Source organism: Paenibacillus sp. J31R30, assembly GCF_059692115.1.
Window position 1 is genome coordinate 840,211 of record NZ_JCAUAV010000001.1, and the last position, 26,941, is coordinate 867,151.

The following is a 26,941-nucleotide window of genomic DNA, read 5'->3' on the forward strand; positions in this document are numbered from 1 at the left end:
GTCGTGAATCGCACCTAAACAAAACACTGGAATCCCTATAATTTGTACAATTGTTTTGTGCAAGAATGTGATAGAGTGTGCTCACGCTCGCTCAAAGCGTCCAACTATTTCCAAATTCAGGAGGGATAGCTGTTGAAACTTAGCACAAGTGTGGATGTCACCAAAGAACCCTTTCATCTGAACCATGAGAAATCAAGCCGAAAGCAGAATTGGGAGGTCTTTCATGCTCATTCTTGTATGGAATTCCTCTATGTGTATGAAGGAGTAGGCCGTGTGGAAGTGAACAAACGCTGGTACAACATTGAGCCAGGCTGCCTTTTGATTTTCCAGCCGTTTCAATTGCACCGCATTCAAATCCAAGGTCCCTTTGTACGTTCAATCCTTATGTTTGATCCTTACAGATTAGATACTGCGCTGCGTGCATTTAGCGGGATTCGGACATGGTTTAACACACTTTGGAAGCAATCGTTAACCAGTCACGTGATTCCTCAGCAACAACATCTAGCCAAATTTTATGAGCATTTACATAGCAAACTAAGTCGTGTCTCGACACATAAACAGCAAGAAGAATTTGTCTTATGCTTATTATCTATGCTTCAGCAGCTTGAACCTTATGAAAATGAAATTTGCCAGGCTCAGAAAGAGAAGTTGAAGTTGAGCAGCAATCATACGGCTGGGCAGATCACGGAATGGATCGAACGGCATTACAAGGACAAATTTGACCTGCAGCGGATGTCGGAGGATTTGCATCTCTCTACCTTTTACTTATCACATATTTTCCGACAGTCAACGGGGCGCACCATAACGGAATTTATTATTTCCCGCAGATTAAAGGAAGCATGTCTCTTGCTAGAAACCACGTCGAAGTCTGCTAGCTTTATCGCGCAAGAGGTGGGCTTTCAGAATGGTTCTTACTTTTCACGTGTGTTCAAGACCGTTCTTGGAACGACACCGAAGTCGTATCGCATGCAGGTATAAAAAACAGCAACACAGTGCAAGATCTGAACAATAGCAGGAAACATTCGGTTCTGACGATCTCTTATAATTCTATTTGTAAGCGCTATCTAATGGAGTCAGAGGAGGAATAATAATGAGTACGATTTTTAAAAAAATTAAAGGTAAGACTGGTTGGGTAACGCTATTCTCGGCGGTTATGCTGCTTGCAATTCCAGTAACGGCAGGTGCGGCGACATCCACACTAAGTCCTTCGGATGATTCTTATGTGCATGAAGGTAATCCCACAAGCAATTTTGGAACAGCCACTTCGTTGTTTGTAAAAAATGACCCAGGTGCATCTCGGTACACGTATCTCAAATACAGTCTCTCTGGCCTTTCGGGTGTAACGAGTGCCAAGCTCCGGATTTATGGCAGCGCATCCGCGTCAACGGTATTATCCGCTTATCAAACGACAGACAGCTGGACGCAATCCGCCATTACCTGGAGCACGAAACCAACGGTCGGCAGCGCAGCAGGTAGTGTTGCCATCAATACGACAGCGACGTACAACGAGATTGATGTTACAGCTTATGTGACGGCTCAAGCAGCAGGAGATGGCGTTGTTTCCTTTGCACTGCAAGAAAGTGTGGGGAAATACACCACATTGAATAGTAATGAGAATGCCTCGAATAAGCCACAGCTTGTTGTCGTCAGCGGCGGTGGGACGGGAGGGGATACCCAAGCGCCGACAGCTCCTAGTGGATTGGGCGGCACTGCAGCTTCCAGCAGTCAAATCAATCTAAGTTGGAGTGCATCGACAGATAATGTAGGCGTAACGGGTTATGATGTATATCGGAATGGCTCATTTCTCAAGACCGTAACAGGTACTTCCACGAGTGATACTGGATTAACGGCGTCTACCTCGTATAGCTACTATGTCAAAGCAAAAGACGCGGCAGGCAATGCTTCGAGTCAAAGCAGCACGATCAATGTAACTACCTCTGGTGGAACGCCGCCTACAGGCTGTACGAATGCATTAAACACAACGGCTGCTATTCAAAATGCGATGAAAAATGCAGTGGCAGGATCAGTCATTCTGCTTGCCCCTGGCAATTATGTTGGTGATCGTGTGACGAGCGGCGATCCAGGCGGGCAAGGATTGTTCTATTCGGATCAAAGTGGAACAGCTTCCAATCCGATCGTTCTGAAGAGCTGTGATGCAGCTAATCCAGCCGTGCTCAAGGGTGTGAATGTGAACGATGGCTCCTACGGCATTCACTTAACGGGCAACTATTGGCAGATCCGCGATGTCGAAATCACAAATGCGCAAAAAGGGATTATCATCGACAACGGTAATAACAATCTGCTGAACAACGTAGAAGTTCATTATGTTGGCGATGAAGGTGTCCATTTCCGGGATGGCAGCTCCTACAATACATTGACGTACTCGCTTATTTACGATACAGGATTATACCAGGCTGGGTATGGTGAAGGCGCGTATGTTGGTTCCGACTCCAGCTCACCTTATGAGCATGTTGTAACAGGGAATGTGATTAGTCATACGAATTTCGATGGCGGCATTACGGCAGAGCATATCGATGTGAAGGAAGGCGCGAGCGGAACGATTATCGAGTACTGCACGTTTAACGGTACGGGGATTAGTGGAGCGAATAGCGCAGACAGCTTCATTGATGTAAAGGGTGTGAATACGATTGTCCGCTATAATCAAGGGTATCGGAATGGTAACTCCAACGTTGTAGATGCTTTCCAAGTTCGTACGCATGGTTCGGAGTATGCGACAGGCGTGAATAATTCTTTTAACAATAATACCGTGAATTTGGATAATTCGACCGGTTACGTCGTCTATGCAACAAGTGCGGCAACAGGAACTACAGCGGTGAATGATGTACGTACAGGCGGAGGAAATCTGTATAATTCGAATGTGAACGAATAGTGATGTGGAGGAGCCTGAGAGGGCTCCTTTTGCCTGTGTGTCCAAGCTAAATATCGACATTCTGCCGCAAGTATGGGATTATGAGAAGAGAAGTATGGTAACTATTATGCAGGGAGTGAAAGGCATGTCACGCAAGTGGGAAAGAATGGTAAGTAAAAATACGAAAAAGGCAAACCTGACCCGTACCAAGCAAGGAAAGGCGCCTATTTCAACGGATCCGGATCGTCCGGTCGTATTTAAGGGAAGAAGCATTCTGTTGGCCGCGTTTTTCATCGTGGTTTCAATCTTCTTGTTGTTTACGTTGACGAAAACCGGAGGGGACAAAATGTATTGGTATACAACGCTTAGCTATTTGGTAGTTGGCGTACTCATTTATTTTGTGCGGAGACCGTACTTGCGAGTGACCAAAACGAATCTCTCGAAGAGAGGTCTAGCCCGAGAATTAATTCTGGGTGCGGAAAATATCAAAGAGATTGTACACGCGCCAGGTCAAATTATCATCGAGCTTACAGGCAAGTCTCCTCGTTGGGTATATAACAAAACATTGAACCGTTTTGATATCGAAGCTATGGCGAGCAAGCTGAAGAAATTTGCTGAGAACAATCGCATTTCCTTTGTAGATAAGACGGTATAGATAGAAAGCCTCCAATTCCCACTTATTGTGGGGTTGGGGGCTTTTTTTGGTAGTGTTACTCGAAAAATTTGAGTAACTCGTGCTCGGCCGATGGAAACGGAGTGGAGTTACTCATAGCGTAAGTCGAAAAAATCGAGTTACGTGCGGCGAGAATGGCAAAAGGAGCAGCGCAAGTTGATAAAATCGAGTTACGTGCGGCTAGAATGGCAAAAGGAGCAGTGTAAGTCGAAAAAATCGAGTTACGTGCGGCGAGAATGGCAAAAGGAGCAGCGCAAGTCGAAAAAATCGAGTTACGTTCGGCGAGAATGGCAAAAGGAGCAGCGCAAGTCGAAAAAATCGAGTTACGTGTGGCGACCATGGCAAAAGGAGCAGTGTAAGTCGAAAAAATCGAGTTACGTGCGGCGAGTATGGCAAAAGGAGCAGCGCAAGTCGAAAAAATCGAGTTACGTGTGACGACCATGGCAAAAGGATTAGTTTAAGTCGAAAACATCGAGGTACTCCAGCGAACCAGTTACCCCGATGTTAAAACAATCCTGAGCTTTGAATCGCCGCGTAAAATTGATTGAACTCCTCAATTGTCAGCTGCTGCTGCGCATCGGAAAGAGCAGTGGCTGGATTGGGGTGGACTTCGACCATAATCCCATCCGCTCCGGCGGCTAAGGCAGCTTTGGCACAAGGCGCGAAAATATCTTTGCGTCCCGTGGAATGGGTAACATCGACCAGCACCGGCAAATGACTTTCTTGTTTCAGAATCGGCACAGCGGAGATGTCGAGTGTATTTCGCGTTGCCCGCTCATAGGTTCGGATGCCGCGTTCGATCAACATCACCTGCGTGTTACCGCGGGATAGGATGTATTCTGCAGCATGCAGGAATTCATCGATCGTAGCGGACAAGCCGCGCTTCAAAAGAATGGGAATACGAACCTCGCCAGCGGCTTTCAATAGTTCGAAATTATGCATGTTTCTCGCTCCAATTTGGATCACGTCGATGTATTGACCCGCGATATCGATATGTGCGGGATCAACGATTTCGCTGATCGTTTGGAGTCCGAACTCATCGGCGACTTCTTTGAGGATTTGTAAGCCTTCTAAGCCTAACCCTTGAAAATCATATGGTGATGTGCGAGGCTTGAAGGCGCCTCCGCGGAGCACGGTAACGCCAGCTTTTTTCAAAGCAGCGGCAACTGTGCGTACTTGCTCAATACTTTCCACGGAGCAGGGACCCGCAATCATGATTGGTTTACTACCGCCGATGGCGGCAGGACCAAGCTGGATGATGGTGTCTGCTTGCTGCCGCTTACGACTAACAAGCAGCTGTTTCTTGTGTTCCGTTTGTTGCAAGGTTAACGAGGCTTGGAAGATTTGTTTAAAAAGGTGACGTATCGTATCGTCATCGAAAGGGCCTGTATTCCGTGCAACCAAGGCGTCTAGCATTTTTTTCTCGCGAAGCGGGTCGAATTTAGGCACGCCTTGCTTTTCTTTCTCTATCCCGATCTCTTGGGTAATGCGTGCTCTTTCGGAGAGCAGCATTCGCAGACTCTCGTTAATTTCATCAATTCGATCTCTTAAGTCATCTATCTTCGTGTTCTCCATGTATGCTCACCCTTTAGCTTAAAAACATATCGGTTTTATGGCTCTGACGTATATGCGTTAAAACCAATTTATGTTGTAAGCTGAGTATTCGCTTGTGAGAATCCATTTATTTTTATACTTTGCTGAAAATAATTACCTTACCTCATAACCAATGATAGGATCGAAGCGGCTTATATAACGAGCATCAGACAAGGAAGCCAGCAGTTTATTGCGGCCGTAGATCAATAATGGGTTCTCAAGTTGTATCATTCGTCCCATCGACCGAGACATCCGCACGATTCGGTTTGTCCGAGTCATTCGCTCTTTTTCATAGGCTAAAAGTGCAGCCGAAATATCAGGATTTCGCAGGCACCTTGCCAGTACGATGGCATCTTCAATCGCCTGCGCACCACCCTGCCCCAAATTGGGCAGCATTGGATGTGCGGCATCGCCGAGGAGTGTCATTCTGCCAGAACTCCACTTTTGTATTGGGCGGCGGTCTACGATGTTATGGGCCAGAATGGTCGATGCCTCCGTTGCTTCGATTGCAGCCACAACCGGGCTGTACCAACCGTGAAATAGACGCAGCAGTTCCGATTTTCTCTCCTCTACTGGTGGTATATTCCCTAAAGGCGTATTAATTGCGGCAAACCAGAATGCACGGCCGTTGCCGAGGCTCGAGAGTCCGAAACGTTTCCCCGGTCCCAGCGCCTCGAAGCCCCCGCCATTATTTGCATGGTGAGCCTCATCATGTGAACATACACCTCGTAAAGCGATATACCCCGAGTAACGGACAGGGTTTTTCCCGAAAAGTCGTTCTCGAACAGCAGAGTGAATCCCATCCGCACCGATAATGACATCAGCAACCTCTTGCGTACCGTCTTTGAAAATAGCAGTTACTCCTTGATCACTCTGCATGCCTTCGATCCATTGTTTATTCGTCTGTATAGGTGTTGTTGCCGTTACTGCTTGCACAAGAATCGATTGCAAGTCAGCTCTATGAATGACATAGCTTTGCGTTCCATAGCGTACCGCTTGTTTGGCAGCTGGAAGGCTCGTAATGATTTTGCCATCCCAGTTTCGAATATCAGCGTGAACGACAGGTGCCCCCACGTTCCTGACTGTTCCGCCAAGGCCAAGCAGATCGAGTGCTTTCATCGCGTTGGCAGCGAGCACGATTCCAGCGCCGGCTTCCTTTAATGATGCTGCTTTGTCGTACACCGATACTCGCCATCCCTGCTGCTGAAGCGACAATGCCGTACATAATCCACCGATTCCCGCCCCAATTACGATCGCCTTCCTTGTCGTTACTGTACCCATATGTGTGTCCTCCAGCTTCGTTAGATCGCGCTATACTACTTAGTTCATCATAAACAAAGTGGGGGCCGATGACCACTCCGATTAGGAACATAACCCAATGCAAACAGGGGTCGCCCTCAGAGAATACTTAAAGTTGTAGTCATTTTTCTGCTAGATTCGGAATAGTAGTTTAAGAGGGAGAAGAAGGGGGGGAGTATGCTATGCTCACATTAAAATCATGGACGGGCTTATTTCAACGGGGAGCAACGGATATTTACCACACGGTCAAAGTGAGAGCGCCTCGTGACTATTTTAACCGAGCAGATGCTTTCTTGGAGGATATTGTCTATACATCACAAGAGGAGCTAAGCGGGGTCAACAAAACATTCTTAGTCAAACTTTTATTTGATAATTTTATGGATCATGTGCGCAAAGGCAAGGATCTATATACATACATTTTACAGCTCAGGAGCAAATTTGGCGGCATTGTTGCAAGTGCAAACACGAATGAACGGCCGAGCCCTGGTAGTGTTCCCGGTTTTCAATGGGGACTTTCCTTCCAGGAAGGTCATGCGGAAAGGGCTGCATTTTTAACCCTCAATGTTAGATTACACCCCGTTGAGGTTAATCGGATGCGAGTCTTTTTCGATGATATGAATTGGAAGCATCATCATCCACTCAATATGGAGATGAATGAGCTCTTATCCCTGCTGTTTATAGAATTTATAACTGAACTTCGGAATGGATTGACCGAGGAGACGAAGGAGGAGATCATTGCGGCTATTGTTCATAAATGGGAAGAACAATAGCCATCTATCTCTACGAGCTGGGCTGCGTGTGGGGCTGTGTCGACGCTCGAACGATAAGCTCGGAAGGCAGCATAATTCTGCGAGATTCGTCGCTAGATTCACCTTCTATGCGTTCAATCAAGAGTTGCATCCCAAGCTGGCCGAATTGATAGGCTGGCTGTGAGGCAACAGTGAGGAACGGATTGATTGCACCTGCGGGTCCGAAGTCGTCGAAACAGACGACGGAGATGTCGCCAGGTACCTGCAGGCCACGCTGGCGCAGCGATTGGATCACGCCGACAGCCAACATGTTATTGGCGGCAAAAATAGCAGTAGGCGGCTCATCAAGCTGGAGCAGTCCATCAAGGGCGGAATCATCATGGAAATCGCGATACCCAAGATGAACAACCAGTGAGTCGTCGAGGGCAAGGCCATTAAGACGATGCGCCTCATTATACCCTGTGTATCGCAGGCGAGCCGTGGATACATCCTGTAAACCATTCACCAACGCGATGCGGTGATGCCCAAGCGCGATTAAATGCTCAACTAGATTGCGGGCACCTTCCTTACTATCGCCAAGAACGACATCCGCATCAATCCCCGGAATTTCACGGTCCAAGACAACGAAAGGGATCTGATGCTTCTGCAGCTGCTGCAAATTTTCGAGGGAATGATCCCCGGCTGGTGCGAATAATACGCCATCCACGCGCGTGGAGAGAATCATATCGACGTAGTCCTTTTCTTTCGCATAATCCTCATCACTATTGGCAAAAAGCAGGCGATAGCCCGCCTTTTTCGCTGCATCCTCAGCGCCTCGGGCTAATGTTGTATAGAACGGATTCATAATATCCGTAATGAGCAAGGAAATAAGATTTGTCTTCTGGGAGACTAAGCTGCGTGCAAGTGCATTCGGAATGTAGTGGAGTTCTTCCATGACTTTCCGTACACGCTTGCGTGTCTCTTCGCTGATGCGGCCCGTGTTATTGATCACGCGGGAAACCGTCATAGCGGAAACGCCGGCCTTTTCGGCGATGTCATAGATTGTTATCACGTGTTAATCTCCTTTATTAGGCGGTTTATTTACATATTGTATAGAAATAAATCATTGACAGCAAGAGATTAAATTGTTAATTTTGAGTTATCGGTAACACAAACTAAAGTAGGAGATGTTGATGATGTTAAAAGGGATACCTTCAATCCTCTCGCCAGAGCTTCTCAAAGTTCTGATGGAGATGGGGCATGGGGACGAAATCATCTTGGCGGATGGGAATTTTCCTGCAGCAAGTCATGCAAACCGACTATTACGTTGTGATGGTCATGGCGTATCGGAATTGTTGAAAGCGGTATTATCACTGTATCCACTGGACACTTACAGCGATCAGCCTGTTGCCCTCATGGCTGTCGTTCCTGGTGATACGGTTGCTACCCCGATCTGGGGCGAGTATGAGGGGATCATCAGTGAGCATGCTACACCAGCTATTGAGTACGTGGAACGGTTCGCTTTTTATGAGCGGGCGAAGAAAGCTTATGCCATCGTGGCGACGAGTGAAAAGGCGCTTTATGCCAACATTATTTTAAGAAAAGGTGTAGTTGTCGAGTGAAATGAATTACCGATAACTCTATTTTAAGCGTACAAGCAAGAGGATAGATGAGCTTTTTACATAACGAGGAGGATGAATGTAGATGACAAACAGCGATTACAGATGGAAGCAAGAGTTCCCGAAAATTGGTATCCGCCCAACGATTGATGGTAGAAGAAAAGGGATTCGTGAATCACTTGAAGAGCAAACGATGAACATGGCGAAGGGCGTTGCTGCTTTGCTGAGCGAAACGTTGAAATACCCGAATGGACAGCCAGTTGAATGCGTTATCGCGGACACATGTATCGGTGGCGTAGCAGAAGCTGCTGCTTGTGCAGATAAATTCACGAAGTCAGGCGTTGGCGTCTCCATCACAGTAACACCTTGTTGGTGTTATGGCACGGAAACGATGGATATGGATCCTTCAACACCGAAAGCCGTCTGGGGCTTCAACGGAACGGAGCGTCCAGGCGCTGTGTATTTGGCTGCTGTTTTATCCGGTCATGCACAAAAAGGCATCCCAGCCTTCGGTATTTACGGCAAAGACGTGCAAGATTCGGGAACGACAACGATTCCACAGGATGTTCATGAGAAGTTGATTCGTTTTGCTAAGGCAGGACTTGCAGCGGCGTATATGAAAGGGAAATCTTACCTCTCTATCGGTTCCGTTTCGATGGGGATTGCGGGTTCCATTGTGAACGAGGAGCTATTCCAAAACTACTTGGGCATGCGCAATGAGTATGTAGATATGTCCGAATTAGTGCGTCGGATTAATGAAGAAATTTTTGATCCAGAAGAATATCAGTTGGCGTTGAACTGGGTAAAAGAGAACTGCACAGAAGGTCCCGATAAGAATCCAGCTGCGATTCAAACGAGTCGTGAGAAGAAAGATCAGGATTGGGAAACCGTTGTCAAAATGACAATGATCGTTCGTGATCTGATGGTCGGCAATCCGCGATTAGCTGATATTGAGTTTGGCGAAGAGGCGTTAGGCCACAATGCAATCCTATCTGGTTTCCAAGGCCAACGTCATTGGACGGATCATTTCCCAAATGGCGACTTCATGGAAGCTATTCTGAATACTTCTTTTGACTGGAATGGTAAGCGTGCTCCTTATCTTGTAGCTACTGAGAACGATAGCTTGAATGGCGTAGTTATGTTGTTCGGGAACTTGCTCACGAATACAGCTCAAATTTTCGCTGATGTTAGAACGTACTGGAGCCCAGACTCGGTGAAGCGCGTAACAGGACACACCCTGACAGGTGCAGCAAAAGACGGTATCCTCCATTTGATTAACTCAGGGCCCGCTGCATTGGATGGAACAGGTCAGCAGTCACGTGACGGTAAACCGGTGATGAAACCTTTCTGGGAAATCACAGATCAAGAAGTGACAGATTGCTTAGCAGCGACCTCATGGCGTCCAGCATCTGTTGAATATTTCCGCGGAGGCGGCTATTCCACAGACTTCCTGACTAAAGGCGGTATGCCGGTGACGATGTCACGGATTAATTTGGTCAAAGGCTTAGGACCTGTCTTGCAAATCGCAGAAGGCTACTCCGTCGACCTGCCTGAAAATGTGCACCAGACCTTAGACGATCGTACGGATTCAACATGGCCGACAACTTGGTTTGCTCCTATTTTGACTGGAGAAGGATCATTTACAGATGTGTACTCCGTTATGGATAACTGGGGATCCAACCACGGCTCCATCTCCTACGGGCATATTGGGGCAGATTTGATTACACTTGCGGCGATTCTGCGTATTCCAGTTTCCATGCATAACGTGGCAAAAGAGGACGTTTTCCGTCCGCGTGTTTGGAGCAATTTCGGTACATCCGATCCTGAGGGTGCAGACTTCAGAGCGTGCAGCAACTTCGGTCCGCTATATAAGTAAGCAGTTGCGGAGGTGAACCCGCGTGGGTGACAACCAATTAAATATGCTGGCCGTCGATTTCGGTGCAAGTAGTGGAAGAACGATACTTGGGCGATGGAACGGTTCCACGTTGTCGACGCAAGAAATTCATCGCTTTTCAAATGATCCCGTCGAGCTGAATGGCAGCTTATATTGGGACTTTCTCCGGCTTTTTCATGAGCTGAAGGAAGGTGTGCTTGTTTACAAGCAGCATGCAGCAGGTGCGCCAGCATCCCTTGCTGTGGATACATGGGGAGTGGATTATGGCCTTGTAACGGGAAAAGGCAAGCTGCTGGGGAATCCCTACCATTACCGGGAAGCGCGAAATGAGCGGGCTATGACGGCGTTACTTCGGACTATGCCCGAGCATGAATTGTATGCGCATTCTGGTATTCAGCCCCTATCTTTTAATACGATTTTTCAACTGTATGCCGAAAGCTTGGAAGAGGGCTTGCAGGTGCCTGAAGACGTGCGTTTACTGCTGATGCCGGACTTATTTCGCTACTATTTATCTGGTATTCGTTCCACGGAGTATACGATTGCAAGTACGACGGGGCTGCTGAACCCTACGACACGATCATGGGATACTTTTTTGTTTGAAAAGTTGGGTATACCTTCATCGCTGTTCACAGACATCGTAATGCCGGGAACTATCGGCGGATTGCTGCGCAAGGAAATCGCGGAAGAGCTTCAGATTGAAGCTTTCCCGATCGTCGCGACAGCGTCACACGATACTGCTTCTGCCGTGGTGTCAATCCCGTCCTTAGCAGGGGATTATGCGTTCATTTCCTGCGGAACGTGGTCCCTCATGGGGGTTGAGCTCGATCAACCGATCATGAATGCGGACAGCTTACGCTATGGTTTTACGAATGAAGGCGGTGCCGAGCAGAAGATTCGTATGCTCAAAAATATTATGGGGCTTTGGCTCCTGCAAGCCTGCAAGCGTCAATGGGAGCTTGAGGGAGAGTCGCTCGGCTTCGCTAAAATGCAAGAAATGGCTCGACAAGAGCCGGGTCTGGGAAGCTATATTGATTCGCAGGATCCTGTTTTTCTCGCACCTGGGAATATGCCGGAGCGGATCCGGCAGTATTGCGTGCAGACCGGGCAAGCGGTGCCGCAAACGAAGGCGGAGTTGATTCGCTGCGTTGTGGATAGCTTAGCTATGAAGTTCAAGCAAACGCTGGATGAAATCGAGGGGCTGACTGGGCGTAAGCTATCAACGGTTCATATGGTTGGCGGCGGCATACAGAATCGATTGCTATGCCAGTTGACCGCCAATGCGACAGGCAGATCTGTCATCGCAGGTCCGATCGAAGCAACGGCGATCGGGAACATCATGATGCAGGCGAAGGCGCATGGCGAGGTGGGGTCGCTCGGAGAGATTCGACAAGCCGTGATGAACAGCTTCCCGCCGGAGCGCTATGAACCAGTTGCCGCCGAGCAGTGGGCAGAAGCTTATCGTGCCTATATGAAGGTCATTGAGAAGAAGTGAGGAAGGAGTTGACGACATCATGTCCGAACAGCTAACCAGAGAAGAATTAACGAAATATGCACGCAAAAGTGTAGCCAAAGGCCTCGTTGTAGGACCTGGAGGAAATATAAGTGCAAGATTTGAAGATACAATGTATCTGTCTCCGAGCGGTTTCGCTTTGGAAGACATCGAGCCTGAGCAATGGGTGCCTGTAGATATTCCTTCGGGGAATATTTTGGATAAAACATATCGCCCATCCTCCGAGGTACTGATGCACTTGTTCTGCTACCGTGTGAACCCCGTCATGAAAGCTATTGTGCATACACATCCTGCGTATTGTATCGCATTGACGCTCGTCGACAACGAGCTGCCGATGTTGTTTCCAGACCAAGCCGCATTGGTTGGCGACGTAGCTTTCATTCCGTATGTCGTGCCGACAACGGATAAACTGGCCAATCTCGTAGCCGAGAAAGCGGATCGCTACAGCTCGATTCTGCTCAACAATCACGGGCTTGTCACCACGGGCAAAAACTTGCGCGAAGCCTACTACCGCACGGAAGTCATGGAAGAGAGCGCGAAAATTTATTTGATCGCGAAAGCGGTCGGCACGCCACGCAGATTGACCGAGGAAGAGTACAAAGAAATTCAAGGCTTGGAAAGCGAAGCGTATCGCGTGAATTTGTTGCAGCAGATGAAGTAGAAGCTGTATCATATGGAGCACCCATTCTCAAGTATTTACTTGAGAATGGGTGTTTTTTGTTTTGAACAAAATTAACTGTCAAAGTTTGACTCCTCGATCCAATTGATCCGTTTCGTTACTAGTCCAGTTAACGTCGCATCTGCTGCCGTATATTCTTTCTGCAGCTGTGCAACGACAGTACGAATTTTGTTCAACGCGGAAAGCGTTTGACTTTGAGAGTTCTCGATACGACCTTGTACAATCCAGTCGGCAATGAGTCCATCAAACCAATAGTCGGCCATTTTCAAGGTGTCACCGATATCGATCTCAATGTGAAAACTCCGATTCAAGTCCTTTAGTTCGTCGCGAAAATTCAAAATCTGGTGATTCGCCTGATGAATGAACTGCTTGGCATCGTCAACATGACTATGCTTTGCATGCGTGCTGATCATGCCGCCGCCGCCCCATAAGTCCCATTTTCCCCAATTTTCTGCTTTCTCCAAGCTATTGGAGGCATCTGTTAAGGAGGCTAGTACACGCTTGCCGGCGTTCAATGCTTCTTGAAGCTCCTTGACGAGCAGCTTCTGATCATCGATTTCATCGTCCATCCTTTCTAACTCTATTGAAAGTGAAGGGGTGTTTAAAAGTGCGGATTTCTTGGCTGCCATGAGCCTCTTATAATCGTCTTCTGCACGTTGAAAGATGGCAAGGTCATCACCTATTTTGATCAAAGCCTGTTTCGTGTCCTGCAGCTCCTGCTTAGCAGCTTCTAACTGCAGCGCAGCCGTTAGGGCTTGTTGGCGCTCCAACTCCAGTTGCTCGGACTTACTGCGTAGAACCGTATGAAATAGATTCGTAAGAGACAATCGAGTTAATCGCTCGACATCTGCCTGCTCGGATTCAAGTTGTAATTCGAGCTTATGAATAAGACGTTCCTGCTCGAATACTCTGTCCTGTAGATCTTTTCTTTTGCGTTCTGATTTGTGGAGCTGAAACATCCGCTCTTTTGCTTCTCTCAACTGAAGGTTTAAGTTATCTGTCATCGAAATCCCTCATTTCCCAGTATTTGTTAGAATGAATACTTTTTCAATACGAAATTTTTGGGTGGAGGTTTCGTAAGTTTTTCCAGAACAAAATGTGACCTCCCTATGGTATAATGCTTACTTTGTTAGTCTAGAGAGAAATAGGAGAAATCATATGATTACGAAAACACTATCACCACTTGTTCAAACCTTGGATTTAAAGCCTCACCCTGAGGGCGGATGGTACAAGGAGCTCTGGAAAGCTTCATTCGAAATCCCGAAAGAAGTCCTACATGAAGCGTACTCCGGTTCGCGATACGCAGCAACCTCCATTTATTTTTTGCTTCATCCGGATGAATTTTCGGAATGGCACACCGTATTGTCGGATGAATTATGGTTGTGGCATTCTGGCAGCCCTATATTGCTTACATTAGGAGGAACGAGTGAGCAGCCAAAAGCGACACAGGATATTATTCTTGGGCCTGATGTGCTAAAAGGGCAGCATCCGCAGGCTCTTGTTCCAGCTCATGTTTGGCAAATGGCGCGTCCTTTAGGTGATGAACCCGTTCTGGTTTCCTGTGTAGTTGCACCAGGCTTCCATTATGATGATTTCAAATTAATTAAAAGATAAGATTGTGATCAGAATTACTTTGCTAAGTCTAAAATGTTTTGATATCGTAAAGATAAGCATGATTTTACGCGTGAAGCACACGCCGTTAGCTCCTTTTGGAGCTGGCGGCGTTTTTATTTTTTAAGGAGGTAATCGCAATGTTCCAAAAGGAGTTTGATATATTTTTGAAAGAACAAATTAGGAGTGCAAGCGGTCAGAGGCTGGAGATGCTGCAAAGGGACCTGACAGGAACGAAGAAACTTTTGGAAGGAGTGCTACTGCCTGTTTTGGGGACTTTAGAGGGTTTGGTGCTTGAGTATGAAATGATGAGCTTATCGGGTATGAAGATATACGGTGACGTATTTCACCCCAAGTTACGGATTGTGTTTGAGGAGGACAGCTTTGTCACTCATGCGGAGAAAATCACCAGGGATCGTTTCTCCTTCGAGAGAGCGCGTGCACGTTCAGTTGCGATACTAGGTTACACTTATTTTCCGTATAGCCGAGATGAGTTGGAGAAAAAGCCAAGTTTCTGCCAAAGAAATTTGTATGAATTAATTGGTCGAGTCGGGAACGTAGAGGGCAGCGGATTACTCCAGTTGCCAGTGTACGAGCGGGAAGTTTTGAGATTCGCGTTGCTAGTTAGTCAACCTTTTCGATTGACGGACGTATGCATGTGGCTTCAGCTTAAAAGTGAAACTTGCAGAAAAGTGTTAAGAGATTTAGAGGCAAAAGGCTTGCTTTGTCCAATTGGTAGAGGAACGACTAGGAGTCATAAATTCATGATTACTGAAAAAGCCGTGAATCTTTTGCATCGTAACAGGTAGGCTAACTCGAAAAAAAACGAGTTACGGCTCCCACGCGTGGCTCCAGAATCTCCGTAACTCGAAAAAATCGATTTACGCGCCTCGCCGGCCGCCGCAGAAGCTCCGTAACTCGAAAAAATCGAGTTACGCGTCCCGCGCGTCGCCGCAGAAGCTCCGTAACTCGAAAAAATCGAGTTACGCGTCTCGCCGGCCGCCGCAATAGGTCCGTAACTCGAAAAAATCGAGTTACGCGTCCCACGCGTCGTCGCAGAAGCTCCGTAACTCGAAAAAATCGAGTTACGCGTCCCGCGCGTCGCCGCCGTAGCTCCGTAACTCGAAAAAATCGAGTTACGCGTCCCGACCTGCCGCCCTACGAGCTCCGTAACTCGAAAAAATCGAGTTACGCGTCCCGCGCGTCGTCGCAGAAGCTCCGTAACTCGAAAAAATCGAGTTACGCGTCCCGCCGGCCGCCCCCGTAGCTCCGTAACTCGAAAAAATCGAGTTACGCGTCCCGCCGGCCGTCGCAGAAGCTCCGTAACTCGAAAAAATCGAGTTACGCGTCCCGCCGGCCGCCGCAATAGCTCCGTAACTCGAAAAAAATCGAGTTACACGAGCCCGCCTCATCCACACATCCCACACAATAAACGTAATAAAACACATATTCACACCGATTGTTGTACAATAAAATGGAATTGTGGCAAGTAAACGAATGAGGTGGCAGTATGGTTAATATTTTAGTTGTCGATGACGAGCCGATGATTTGTAAGGGTGTTGCGACGATTTTGAAGCAGTCCAAGTTGGACATTAATGAAGTCTTCATTGCGTACAACGGGTTTGAGGCGCTTGATTTTATACATTTGGAGAAAATAGATCTGGTATTTACGGATATTCAGATGGAGAAAATGAATGGGATCGAATTGATCGAGAACATTTTCTTAGAGGATCCATCGATTCCAATCGTCATTTTGTCGGCGCATGGTGAGTTTGAGTATGCTCAGAAAGCCATCCGTTTTGGAGCGAAGGAGTATCTGGTTAAGCCGATAACACCGCCGCATCTCATCTCGGTTGTGACCAAGCTGTTGAAGGAAAAGGAAGAGAAGGGTCAACGTTTCGCGAACTGGGAAGGATCTCGCACGTTGCCAGGGCATATGTCGCATGAAACGAATTACTTTTTGAATGAATTGGTGACAGGGACGATCCATGAGTCCGAGGTGCCTACTATTCTTGAGACGCTGGATCAAAGAATGAATGGTACGTATTTTAGCATGCTGACAATCAAATTATCACTCGAGCGTGGCGGGATTCATGATCAGGAAATCTCCACGTTGAAGGATCGCAGTTTGTTGAAATACGCGGCTTTGAACATTATGGAAGAAACCGCGAGTCAGTGGAATCATCTTGTTTTTAATAATCACAATTCCACGTTCACCTTGCTGTTGCAAATAACGGAAGAGGAGAGCAGAGGCTCTATGCGGGTGAATCAACTGTTGATGGTGGCGCAAATGATTCATACGAATCTGCTGAAATATTTGAATGTGAAGAGTCAGATCGGCATCAGTCGCATCCGTGAAGGCATTACGCAGTGGCCAGTGATGTATAAAGAAGCGCTCGAGAGCTTAACCTGCTGTGAAACGAATAAGGGTCACTATATGTTCTATATCGAAGATAAGGATAGCCTCACACAAAACCCCAACTTAACAGTCGCAGGTGTGGATGAGGCGAATCACCGGATTGTTTACGATACGAAAGTATACATTGAGGGACATTTTTGCAATAAAGGGCTGAAGCTGCAGGATATTGCAGATGCGGTGCATTTAAGTCCTAATTATTTAAGCTTTTTGTTTAAAAAGGTGATGGGAACGAACATCTGGGACTACGTCACGAAGTTGCGGATGGAAGAGGGGAAGCGTCTTATTCTGACGACAGATAAACGGCGCTATGAGATTTCCGAAGAAATCGGTTATGAATCTCCAGAGCATTTTAGCAAAATATTCAAAAAGCATTTCGGGATCAATATCTCCGAAGTGAAGCAAGCAGGTACGTAACATACGACATACTTAGCGTAATACGACACATCGCTCATGGATGGCTCTCCCTTTATAATCAAAACTGTAGCAACCACAAGTGAAAGCGATTCGAAAGGGGAACCAAACATGAAAGCAAAGAAAGCGTCTACAATGAGTGCGATTGCACTGACAGTACTGCTAGCGGGATGTAGTTCAAGTAACGGAACAACGAGCACGGCGAGTACAGCCCCAACAGCGAAGGAATCCACACCAGCTGCTGCAACGCCAGCGCCTGCTGCGAAGAAAGTTACGATTACGGCACAGAGCTTTAAATCCGATCAAAAAGAAAAAAATGATCAACTGGATCAACGGATTACGCGTTTTAAAACGAAATTTCCTAATGTCGATTTCAAAAAGGACGACTGGCAGTACAATCCGCTTGAGATCGGGATCAAAATGGCATCGAACAGTGCACCAACTGAGTATACAACGTATGCGACTGAAGGTAAGGTACTTGTTGATAAGAAGTGGGTAGCTGATATTACGGATTCCATGAGTTCTTGGGCGCATGCGAAGGATATGAACGATCTGCTTTCCAAACCATTTGTTGTGAACGGCAAAACCTACGGGGTGCCAATCGATGGTTACGTTATGACCATTACGTTGAATAAAAAGTTGTTCAAAGATAAAGGTGTAGAGCTTCCACCAATGGATTGGACATGGGAAGATCTGCTAGTCGCAGCAAGAAAAATTAATGATCCAGCCAAAGGGATCGCAGGTTTTATTCCAATGGGGAAAGGACCTGAAGCAGGCTGGAACTGGACGAATTTCCTATATGCTGCGGGCGGCGATGTTCAGAAGCTGGAGAATGGAAAAGTGGTAGGCGTATTCAATTCAGAGGCTGGCTTGCAAGCGCTTGAATTCTACAAAAAGCTGAAGGATGAAAACTTGATTCCGCAAAACTGGGCACTCGGTTATGGCGATGCGTTGAATGCATTTGCGCAAGGCCGTGGCGCGATGGTGATGTGTGGTAGCGGTAACGCTGCTGATACAGCGATCAACGAAGGCGGCATTAGCAAGGATGATCTCGTTGTATATCCAATGCCTTCCTTTACTAAAGGTGGCAAGCATACAGGCGTACTTGGCGGTAACTATCGCGTAATTAATCCGAAGAGCGATAAAGATCAACAAGAAATGGCGTTCAAATGGATTACAGATGAGTATTTCACAGACGACTTCTTAAATTCCACGAAGAAAGAAATTGAAGACCGTAAAGGTAAAAACCGTGTGTACATTCCACAACCAATCAACTACTGGAAAGATTCCTCTGATTTCGGTAAAAAGTATACGGATCTATTAACGAAGTATGATAACGTGTTCAAATATGATCCACAATTGCTTGCTCTCTGGGATGGTAAGCCAGAAGCGCAATACGAAGCTCAAAAATATTATACGGAAATGGCCAATGTCATTCAAAAAGTGTTTACGACGAAAGATGTGGATTTGAAAAAAGCGCTGTCTGAAGCCGCGACCAAAGTGCAAACGGAAACGTTTGACAAAGTGAAGGTCGAATAGGCAAGCCTAATCCCCGGATCTAAACCGTTCATGGTTTAGATCCGATTTTCTCATAAGGAGTGTTTAGGATGGATGCAGAGCTGAGCGCACAACCTGTCGTCGGAAGTAAGGTTTCGAAGAAGAGAATGAACTGGTATTTATGGGGTACTCTGTTTATTTTACCGGAAGTTGTGTTATTCATTATCTTTCTTTGGGTGCCTATTTTCAAAGGGATTTTCTATAGCTTCTACAACATTGATTTTGTAGATGGCAATCAGTTCACTGGGTTAGCAAATTATGTGAGTATTCTGAAGGATGATCTGCTATGGATTTCAATCAAGAATACATTGATCTATATGGCGTTAGGTATTATTCTTGGCTTCTGGATCCCGCCATTGGTGGCAATAGCCGTGTCTGAGCTTCGGCGGTTTCAAGGTGCAGCCCGCATTATCAGCTATTTGCCTAGCGCGGTACCAGCTATCGTTTTGTATGGGATGTGGATGTGGTTCTTTGATGCGGTAGGGCCAATTAACAGTTTCCTGCAGAAGCTAGGCATGGAGCAGGTTTCCTTCTTTAGTACAAAATTAGCGATGGCTTCGATTGTTGTGCTAGAGACGTGGCAAAGCTTTGGGGCAGCAACCTTGATCTATATAGCGGCGATCGTGGGGATTCCGAAGGATTTATACGAAGCGGCTGAAATCGATGGTGCCAGTGTGTGGCAGCGTGTTCGTTATATTATTTTGCCTAGTATCCGAACGTTAATGGGACTTCTGCTCGTACTCCAGCTGATCACGACTTCACAGGGCTTCCAAGCGCAATTATCGATGACGGACGGCGGTCCTAATAATGCAACGCTGACCTACTTACTATGGCTCAACCATACGGCGTTCCGTGATCTGGAATTCGGCAAAGCAAGCGCCATGGGCAGCTTGATGTTCTTCGTTCTCATCGGAATGACCATCCTTTACAATGTCGTGCAGCGTAGGAGTGAGAAAGAATGAAGCAAGGCGAACGCGGGTTAATTTCCCAGCATGATTTTAAAAAAGGTTCCGTTAAATTCGGTTACACCCTCATGGTGCTGCTCGTTCTGGCGATTGCGGTTACGACCATCTATCCGTTTCTGAATACCTTTTTTGGCTCACTGAAAACACGTGAAGAGTTTTTCACCTTTCCTCCAACCTTTTTCCCGAAGCACTGGATTTGGAAAAATTACGACGACGCCTTCAACAGCTTCGATCTTCCACTTTTGACGTTTTTGAAAAATACGATCTTCATTTATGTAGGTAATGTGGTGTGTTCCCTCTTATTTATCGGGCTTGCCGCCTATGCATTATCCCATTTGAAAGTCCCATTCAAGCGTTGGTTGACACTTTTCTTTTTCTCGACGCTTTTGATTCCACCGGCAACGTACATCGTACCTAACTTTCTGAATTTGAAAAGTTTAGGGATGATCAATACTTATTGGGCGTTCTGGCTGCCCGCGGCGGCGAATGCGTACTTCATGCTGCTGCTCAAAAATTTCTTCGATGGCATTCACAAGGAAGTCCTTGAAGCTGCACGTATCGATGGTGCGAGTGAATTCAAGTCCTTTCTGCGGATTGCCGTTCCGCTTTCGACGCCGATCATTGGCACGCTGCTCATGCTGTCTTTCTCGACAACGTGGAATGATTTCTACTGGCCGAATATCGTGATGACGGATAAAAGCATGTACCCACTCGCCACAGGTATTTATCGCTATGTTGTGTACTCGAACTCTGTCATTCCATGGAGTGTACGCTTCGCTGTGTTGACAATGGCCATGCTGCCGCCGGTGCTCTTCTTCCTGATTTTCCAAAAGTTTATGGTTCGTGGATTATCGGTGTCCAGCGTGAAAGGTTAGGTGGAAACGCCCATCAGAATGCGAATTCTGGAGGCGTTTTCTTGTTGTTTTAAAGGAGATTCCTCCGGTCATAGCGAACCTACTGGTAGCTATTGTGCAGAGGTGCTGTTCATAGCGGCTTAGGCGGAAAGCTTTTGAAAGGATGATAGGTAGGTATGCGCAAAATGCTGCAAAATATGAAGTTGATGAAAAAGCTGATCCTACTTCTTATTGTCTTCGTTGTCATTCCAACGCTTGTCTTAGATTTGGTCGTTGCCAAGAAGCTGGAATCCATTACAGAGGAACAAGTAGGGACGGCGCTGCTCCAATTAGTTCGCGGAAGTCATTTGACACTAGATCGGGAAAGCAGCGATTTTGAGGAAAAAACAGAAAAAATTATGATTTCACAGGAAATCCAACAATTGGTAAGTGTTCCCTCATCCTCGGAATATGAGCGCTTTGAGATTTTCAAAACGTTAGATAAATATTTGAACAATTATTCAACTAATGCGGTCAGGTATTCCTTATTTTTCTCGGATAAAGACAAATTGTATTCCTTCGTTCCCAATTCAGACTTATTGAATAACGGGGTATTTTATTCGACGGATATGACTGATCTTTCGTGGTATAAAGCGGTTAGTAATGCGAAAGGGAAGGGCATTATTCGCGTCATTGATAAATTCGGCTATAACCCGAATAACACACAAACTGTGGCTTATTTGAGGCAATTAAACAGCATTTATAACGGAGAAACGGTCATCGGCTACTTAGTTGTGTCGGGCATTGAGACCCCGTTGCAGATGGATTTCGTCCCTTTTGATAAGTACAAAGATGCGCAAATCCTGCTGCTCGATCCCGATAATACGGTATTGGCCACGAATACGGAAGCCTTCGGTATCGGCTCAAAGATTGGTGTTCCTGAGGGTAAGGAAGAAGGGGTTTATAAGCAAATCGAGAACGATGAAGAGATCATGTCGGTTATTCACACGAGTGAGATGACGGCGACCAAGCTGCTAATGCGTGTTCCGGTTCAATCGATTATTAGTGATCATATCTCGGTTCAGCGCCTTGTGGATTGGATTATGTTGATTTATTTCCTGATTTTGATTTTGGCGAGTATGTACTTTATTCAATCGATTTTGAAGCCGATCTCCAGGCTGGCTCGTATCACGAATTCCTATCACCCGGGCAAACCTTTAGCCATTACCATGCATGCAGAAAGTAAAAATGAGATCGTGCTGCTGAGCAATCATTTCATCCGCATGACGAATCGATTGAATCAGACGATTTATGATCAATTTGAGCTAGAGCTAAAGCACAAGGAAGTTGAATTGTCGATATTGCATACACAAATTAACCCACATCTCCTCTATAACACGTTGGAGTCCGTCTACTGGCATACCTTAATGGAGGGGGCGGCGGAATCAGCCGAAATGATAAAGGATTTGTCACTCATTATGCGAATTGGGCTTAGTAAAGGCAAACTGCTCATTCCCGTTATGGAAGAAATCAATCATGCTGAAGCGTATGTGCGGCTCCAATTGTTCCGCTATGAGTATGCGTTTAAGGCGCACTGGGAAATCGAAGAAGAAGCCAAACGCTTCCTCATGCCGAAAGTGGTCTTGCAGCCGATCATCGAAAATGCCATTCTACATGGCATCAAGAATATGAGCCAAGACGGTGAATTATGGATTAAGGTGAAGTACAACGATGGAAAAATTATCATCAGCGTGGAGGATAACGGCTATCGACCAGCAGACATCGCGATGTTGAATGCAATTTTGCAGGGGAAAGAGAGCAATAGAGGGTTTGGAGTTATTAATGTGCAGAAGCGGATTCAGCTGCATTTCGGTGAGGGGTATGGCTTGCAGTACGCGCTCAGGGAGGATCAGGGTGTCCGGGCTTGGATTGAGATTCCTGCGGTGCTGGATGAGTCGGATTGGAAGTAGGGGGACGGGGTGGAAAAAAGACGAATGGCCAATGAGTGGGGGTTAAGACCCATTTCCCCTGCCCCCAAAACCTTGCCCCCTAACGGGGGCGCTGCCATTTTTTTCGATAGACAAGCGGCGTATCACCTGTGCGGTCTTTGAACAGATTGATAAAATGGCTGACGTTGTCAATACCAATTGCGGCTGCAATCTCGGATACGGGCATATCGGAGTACTTCAAGCGTTCCTTCGCATGGGTCATTCGGATGCCAATCAAGTATTCGTGCGGTGAGAAGCCTGTATATTGCTTAAAGCGTTTGGCCATATGATACTTGCTGACAGCGTGTTCGTGTGCAAGCTCGTCTAATGAAATAGATTCCGTGAATCTCGACTCCAGCGTTTGGCAAATATCATCAATGTATCCAGGCTTATCCGACTCGGACGAGCCTTTTTCTTGCGCAGATAGGGCGATCTCCGTTAACAGCTCAACCAACAGCTTGGATGTGATGAGCTCGGTGGCTGCGCTTCTTTGTTGTTGGATTTGCAGTGTTTGACGTAGTAATCCAGAAACGGAAGAGTCATTCGACAGCTGTAGAACTGGCTCGTGTGACGCTGCAAAATGCTCGTAGTACGCTGATGTAGCACTACCATGTAAATGAACCCACAGAAGCTCTAGCGGCTCTTGAGGATGGGTTGCGTAATGGTGATAGTGATCACAATGGATGAAAAATACCTGATGCGCACTTAATGAATAGCTTTTATTGTGAAAAGTCAGTACTCCACTGCCTTTAAGCGTGTAGACGATCAAATAGGAATCAAGTCCTTCCCGTTCTGTGAAATAGCCAGGCAGCGTATGGAAATGACCGATTTCTTGCACGTAATACAGGTTCACTTTGGCGAACGTAGAGGGAGTAGAGATGAATCGAATGGAGTCTTCCGACCATGCGGTGGTGAAATTTTCTTTCATACAAGGAGTGCCTCCTTTTGAATCGCAAGATTCTATTATTTTAAACCAAGATCCTTGGATGATATCTCAATTGTAAGCCATTACAATAGGTTTATAAAGTTATTATTTATAGAGGAATGGGAGATGTAGCTATGTCCATATATCCAGCTATTAAAGCAAGCCTCAAGCCGCGGATCGGATTGTACTCCGTAGGACTTCGAGCTTATTGGGAGCAGTTCCCCGGGCTGAAAGAGCGATTGGAAGAGTACGGTCGTTTTATTGAGCAACGCATGTCCGCCTGGGCAGACGTGTTTTACTATGGACTTGTCGATACGGAAGGGGAGGGCCGGAAGGCAGGGGAATGGTTGAGCGAACGCAATGTTGACCTCGTATTTTGCCATGCAGCCACTTACTCAACGAGCTCGACCGTGCTGCCGGTTCATCAGATTTGCAAAGCGCCCGTTGTGTTTCTCAATTTGCAGCCAACGGCTAGACTTAACTATGAGCAATCAACGACAGGGGAATGGTTAGCACATTGCGGTGCTTGTCCCGTGCCGGAGTTTGCCAATGTGTTCAATCGAGCGGGTATTCCCTTCCGAGTAGTGAATGGCATGCTGGGGCTGGATTATACACCAGCTATCTCGTTAACGAATGAAGTGACACATGAACGTCGTGAAGCGCTTCGCGCGTGGAAGGAGATCGAAGAGTGGGTACGTGCAGCAGGTGTGCCTAGAACGCTGCAGCATAGCCGTTTCGGCTTTTTAGGCAATACGTATAGCGGGATGCTTGATATGTATAGTGATTTTACGATGATTTCAGCGCAGACAGGCTTGCATGTCGAAGTGCTTGAAATGTGTGATTTGGACCGTATGCTGCGTGAAGTAACTCCTCAAGATGTGAAACGGAAGCTGGATGAGCTGCATGACATGTTTCAGATCAGCGGTGATTCCCCTTCGGATCCGATTGCCAAAAAGCCAACCGAAGAGCAGCTGGAGTGGTCCTGTCGGGTAGCTGCAGCGCAGGAAAAGCTTGTGCGCGCTTATGATTTAGACGCCTTATCGTACTATTACCACGGAGCGCCGGGTGGTGAGTACGAGAAGCTGCAAGGCGGCTTCATTGTCGGTCACTCGCTGCTAACGGCGCGAGGGATCCCTTGCTCTGGCGAAGGAGACCTGAAGACGGCTGTCGCGATGAAAATCAGCGATATTCTCGGCGTTGGCGGCTCCTTCTCGGAAATCGTCGTCGTGGATTACATCGACGAGACGATCTTGCTGGGCCATGACGGACCGTTCCACATCGCGATTTCCGAAGGAAAGCCGATTCTGCGCGGCATGGGGCTGTATCACGGCAAGCAGGGCACGGGCGTGTCCGTCGAAGCGAAGGTGAAGACAGGAGCAATCACGACCCTGAACGTGACACAGACCGGTGATGGCAAGCTGAAGCTGATCTCCAGCGAAGGCGAGTCCACGAACGGGCCGATTATGAAAATCGGCAACACGCAGACGCCGGTGAAATTCCGCGAGCATCCTGATGCGTACATGTCGCACTGGTTCGCGGAAGCGCCGACGCATCACTGTGCGATGTCGATCGGGCACAATGCTTCGCAATTCCAGAAGGTCGCAGAGCTGATGAAGCTGAAGCATGTGATTCTGTAGCAGGCATAAGCTGCGTTAGTCCGATATATTGGGGTATTTAGGACAATGAGGAATTAATGAAGCGGACAGAGAAATTAGTTCGATAAATTCGGACTAACGGGTGCTGAGGGAGTAACCCTACACGAATTAGTCGATGAAATCGAATAAAATCGACCGACTAACTCGCACTCAGGCAGAGTACAGAAGAAAAAACACAACCGTCCCAAAAGGACAGTTGCGTTTTTTGCATTCGTATATCCACATTCACGGAAATGCGTAGTTTGCTAATTTTGCGGGTAGGGCGACGTCTCTTCGGATGAATCGGAGCCTTCCGTTACATCGATGTAATGATCGATCGAATCTAGAACCTGACTAAGCGGCGATTGAGCAAAAATAATACGATCCGCATGAATAGCGTTATAGGTGCTGTCATCTTTGTTAATTTTGAAACCTCTATAATTCTCGTAAATAGTTCTCATGGCAATCTCTCCCTCGCTTGGATGTATATATTAAAATAGCATCTAATGGATAACTTTGGTAGAGGTGTAAAATAAGAGATTCTGTCAGATTATGAATTTTGAAGTGATTTTATCATTAATTCACGTGGAATGGAGACGATAGGAGGAGGGTTTTATCTGTTTTTTGCTATTCTGTGCTTTAATATGTTACAGTTAAAAGGAGGTGATTACTTGTGATAAAATTAAGTATTTTGGATCAATCACAAATTGGAGAAGGTCGAAATGCAGCGCAAACGTTAGCTGAGACGACAGAACTTGCCCAAGAAGCTGATCGCATTGGTTATAGCCGCTTTTGGGTGTCAGAGCATCATGCCTCGCAAGCACTGGCGCATTCGAGTCCCGAGGTGCTGATCGCACATCTGGCAGCTAAAACAGAGCGCATCCGACTAGGCTCTGGTGGCATCATGATGCCTCACTATAGCGCATATAAAGTTGCAGAAAACTTCCGCTTGCTGGAGGCGCTGCATCCAGGTCGTATTGACGTAGGCTTAGGGCGTGCGCCTGGCGGAATGCCCATATCCACGCGAGCGCTGCAAGAGGGGAAATATTCAAGCGTTGACTCCTACCCGCAGCAAATTGCTGATTTGACGGGGTATTTATATGATTCATTGCCGGCTAACCATCGGTTCGCCGCGCTGCATGCATCGCCGATTATACCGACTGCGCCGGAGATTTGGCTGCTCGGTTCTTCCTATGACAGCGCAAGAATTGCTGCGGATCAAGGGGCTGCTTTTGGTTTTGCGCAGTTTTTTGGAAACGCGGACTGTGAGCAGGCGCTCCGAATTTATCGCGAGCATTTCACACCCTCCATCTTGAATGAGAAACCTCACTCGCTTGCAGCGGTGTTGGTCATCTGCGCGGACACGGAGGAAGAGGCGAATCAACTGGCATTGAGCACGGACTTATTTTTCTTGTCATTAGGTCGGGGGATGCTGCTGCCATCATTCCCATCGGTGCGTACCGCTCAGAATTATCCGTACACGGAAAATGACTATGCGACGATTCGGAGCGGTCGCCACAAGCGCATCGTCGGCACGCCGAAGCAAGTGAAAGAAGAGATCCTGAAGCTGAATGAGGCATATCAAGCCGATGAAATCATGGTTGTTTCGCCGATCCATAACATCGAGGCGCGATTGCACTCGTATCGTTTGCTAGCGAAGGCGTTCGAGTTGTAAGGAGATATATGGGAGTGGTGTGGATCGCTGCATATCCTAACTTGTTCCGGGTTAGGGCG

24 protein-coding genes are annotated in these 26,941 nt (G+C 47.0%); 17 read left to right on the forward strand and 7 right to left on the reverse strand.

What is annotated here, in order from left to right:
• The first annotated feature begins 132 nt into the window (after positions 1–132).
• The 3 genes from AC58QO_RS02845 to AC58QO_RS02855 all read left to right on the forward strand — a co-directional run bounded on the left by AC58QO_RS02845 (position 133) and on the right by AC58QO_RS02855 (position 3,524).
• Entirely contained in the window at positions 133–978 is an 846-nt protein-coding gene (locus AC58QO_RS02845) for a helix-turn-helix domain-containing protein (protein WP_497263789.1), read from the forward strand.
• Between the two features lie 112 nt (positions 979–1,090).
• The gene (locus AC58QO_RS02850; protein WP_497263790.1) at positions 1,091–2,890 is read left to right on the forward strand and encodes a CBM96 family carbohydrate-binding protein; all 1,800 of its coding nucleotides are present in this window, start codon (positions 1,091–1,093) and stop codon (positions 2,888–2,890) included.
• 124 nt (positions 2,891–3,014) lie between these two features.
• A complete protein-coding gene (locus AC58QO_RS02855; RefSeq protein WP_497263791.1) occupies positions 3,015–3,524 on the forward strand; it encodes a hypothetical protein in 510 nt (169 codons plus the stop codon).
• Between the two features lie 522 nt (positions 3,525–4,046).
• On the opposite strand, the gene AC58QO_RS02860 is transcribed toward AC58QO_RS02855, so the two are convergent.
• Positions 4,047–5,117: a bifunctional 3-deoxy-7-phosphoheptulonate synthase/chorismate mutase gene (locus AC58QO_RS02860; RefSeq protein ID WP_497263792.1), complete on the reverse strand. Its 1,071-nt coding sequence runs from the start codon at positions 5,115–5,117 to the stop codon at positions 4,047–4,049.
• Positions 5,118–5,249: 132 nt separating this feature from the next.
• Entirely contained in the window at positions 5,250–6,416 is a 1,167-nt protein-coding gene (locus tag AC58QO_RS02865; RefSeq protein ID WP_497263793.1) for an FAD-dependent monooxygenase, read from the reverse strand.
• A 200-nt stretch (positions 6,417–6,616) separates the two neighbouring features.
• On the opposite strand from AC58QO_RS02865, the gene AC58QO_RS02870 reads away from it, so the two are divergent.
• Positions 6,617–7,204, forward strand: coding sequence for a hypothetical protein (locus AC58QO_RS02870; protein WP_497263794.1), 588 nt, complete (start codon positions 6,617–6,619; stop codon positions 7,202–7,204).
• 10 nt (positions 7,205–7,214) lie between these two features.
• On the opposite strand, the gene AC58QO_RS02875 is transcribed toward AC58QO_RS02870, so the two are convergent.
• Positions 7,215–8,234 carry a LacI family DNA-binding transcriptional regulator gene (locus AC58QO_RS02875; RefSeq protein ID WP_497263795.1) on the reverse strand — a complete coding sequence of 340 codons (1,020 nt, stop codon included), beginning with the start codon at positions 8,232–8,234 and terminating at the stop codon, positions 7,215–7,217.
• A gap of 124 nt (positions 8,235–8,358) precedes the next feature.
• Here AC58QO_RS02875 and fucU point away from each other — a divergent pair, with 124 nt between their 5' ends.
• From fucU to AC58QO_RS02895, 4 genes are all read left to right on the forward strand, one after another.
• Positions 8,359–8,784 (forward strand): L-fucose mutarotase, encoded by a 426-nt coding sequence (gene fucU / locus AC58QO_RS02880; RefSeq protein ID WP_497263796.1) that lies wholly within the window; start codon positions 8,359–8,361, stop codon positions 8,782–8,784.
• A gap of 82 nt (positions 8,785–8,866) precedes the next feature.
• On the forward strand, positions 8,867–10,657 hold the full coding sequence (locus tag AC58QO_RS02885) for an L-fucose isomerase (RefSeq protein WP_497263797.1): 1,791 nt from the start codon (positions 8,867–8,869) through the stop codon (positions 10,655–10,657).
• Between the two features lie 22 nt (positions 10,658–10,679).
• On the forward strand, positions 10,680–12,167 hold the full coding sequence (locus AC58QO_RS02890) for a rhamnulokinase (protein ID WP_497263798.1): 1,488 nt from the start codon (positions 10,680–10,682) through the stop codon (positions 12,165–12,167).
• A 19-nt stretch (positions 12,168–12,186) separates the two neighbouring features.
• Positions 12,187–12,846 (forward strand): class II aldolase/adducin family protein, encoded by a 660-nt coding sequence (locus AC58QO_RS02895; RefSeq protein ID WP_497263799.1) that lies wholly within the window; start codon positions 12,187–12,189, stop codon positions 12,844–12,846.
• Between the two features lie 71 nt (positions 12,847–12,917).
• Here AC58QO_RS02895 and AC58QO_RS02900 read toward each other — a convergent pair whose 3' ends face one another.
• Positions 12,918–13,868, reverse strand: a complete 951-nt coding sequence (locus AC58QO_RS02900) for a hypothetical protein (protein WP_497263800.1) — start codon at positions 13,866–13,868, stop codon at positions 12,918–12,920.
• Positions 13,869–14,025: 157 nt separating this feature from the next.
• Here AC58QO_RS02900 and AC58QO_RS02905 point away from each other — a divergent pair, with 157 nt between their 5' ends.
• Both AC58QO_RS02905 and AC58QO_RS02910 read left to right on the forward strand, forming a co-directional pair.
• Positions 14,026–14,478, forward strand: coding sequence for a cupin domain-containing protein (locus AC58QO_RS02905; protein WP_497264377.1), 453 nt, complete (start codon positions 14,026–14,028; stop codon positions 14,476–14,478).
• Between the two features lie 137 nt (positions 14,479–14,615).
• Complete coding sequence (locus tag AC58QO_RS02910; RefSeq protein ID WP_497263801.1) at positions 14,616–15,284, forward strand: hypothetical protein; 669 nt, start codon at positions 14,616–14,618, stop codon at positions 15,282–15,284.
• Between the two features lie 327 nt (positions 15,285–15,611).
• On the opposite strand, the gene AC58QO_RS02915 is transcribed toward AC58QO_RS02910, so the two are convergent.
• Entirely contained in the window at positions 15,612–15,887 is a 276-nt protein-coding gene (locus AC58QO_RS02915; RefSeq protein WP_497263802.1) for a hypothetical protein, read from the reverse strand.
• Between the two features lie 98 nt (positions 15,888–15,985).
• Between AC58QO_RS02915 and AC58QO_RS02920 the strand changes: the two genes are divergently transcribed.
• The 5 genes from AC58QO_RS02920 to AC58QO_RS02940 all read left to right on the forward strand — a co-directional run bounded on the left by AC58QO_RS02920 (position 15,986) and on the right by AC58QO_RS02940 (position 22,630).
• Positions 15,986–17,308 carry a response regulator gene (locus AC58QO_RS02920; RefSeq protein ID WP_497263803.1) on the forward strand — a complete coding sequence of 441 codons (1,323 nt, stop codon included), beginning with the start codon at positions 15,986–15,988 and terminating at the stop codon, positions 17,306–17,308.
• A gap of 108 nt (positions 17,309–17,416) precedes the next feature.
• Positions 17,417–18,844: an ABC transporter substrate-binding protein gene (locus AC58QO_RS02925; RefSeq protein ID WP_497263804.1), complete on the forward strand. Its 1,428-nt coding sequence runs from the start codon at positions 17,417–17,419 to the stop codon at positions 18,842–18,844.
• Positions 18,845–18,912: 68 nt separating this feature from the next.
• Positions 18,913–19,824 (forward strand): carbohydrate ABC transporter permease, encoded by a 912-nt coding sequence (locus tag AC58QO_RS02930; RefSeq protein WP_497263805.1) that lies wholly within the window; start codon positions 18,913–18,915, stop codon positions 19,822–19,824.
• The gene (locus AC58QO_RS02935) at positions 19,821–20,702 is read left to right on the forward strand and encodes a carbohydrate ABC transporter permease (protein ID WP_497263806.1); all 882 of its coding nucleotides are present in this window, start codon (positions 19,821–19,823) and stop codon (positions 20,700–20,702) included. The genes AC58QO_RS02930 and AC58QO_RS02935 overlap by 4 nt, the downstream gene beginning before the upstream one ends.
• A 155-nt stretch (positions 20,703–20,857) precedes the next feature.
• Positions 20,858–22,630, forward strand: coding sequence for a cache domain-containing sensor histidine kinase (locus AC58QO_RS02940; protein WP_497263807.1), 1,773 nt, complete (start codon positions 20,858–20,860; stop codon positions 22,628–22,630).
• A gap of 79 nt (positions 22,631–22,709) precedes the next feature.
• Here AC58QO_RS02940 and AC58QO_RS02945 read toward each other — a convergent pair whose 3' ends face one another.
• The gene (locus AC58QO_RS02945) at positions 22,710–23,576 is read right to left on the reverse strand and encodes a helix-turn-helix domain-containing protein (protein ID WP_497263808.1); all 867 of its coding nucleotides are present in this window, start codon (positions 23,574–23,576) and stop codon (positions 22,710–22,712) included.
• A gap of 131 nt (positions 23,577–23,707) precedes the next feature.
• Here AC58QO_RS02945 and AC58QO_RS02950 point away from each other — a divergent pair, with 131 nt between their 5' ends.
• A complete protein-coding gene (locus AC58QO_RS02950; protein WP_497263809.1) occupies positions 23,708–25,210 on the forward strand; it encodes an L-fucose/L-arabinose isomerase family protein in 1,503 nt (500 codons plus the stop codon).
• Positions 25,211–25,473: 263 nt separating this feature from the next.
• Here AC58QO_RS02950 and AC58QO_RS02955 read toward each other — a convergent pair whose 3' ends face one another.
• Positions 25,474–25,668 (reverse strand): hypothetical protein, encoded by a 195-nt coding sequence (locus AC58QO_RS02955; RefSeq protein WP_497263810.1) that lies wholly within the window; start codon positions 25,666–25,668, stop codon positions 25,474–25,476.
• 212 nt (positions 25,669–25,880) lie between these two features.
• On the opposite strand from AC58QO_RS02955, the gene AC58QO_RS02960 reads away from it, so the two are divergent.
• A complete protein-coding gene (locus tag AC58QO_RS02960; protein ID WP_497263811.1) occupies positions 25,881–26,882 on the forward strand; it encodes an LLM class flavin-dependent oxidoreductase in 1,002 nt (333 codons plus the stop codon).
• The last annotated feature ends 59 nt before the right edge of the window (positions 26,883–26,941 follow it).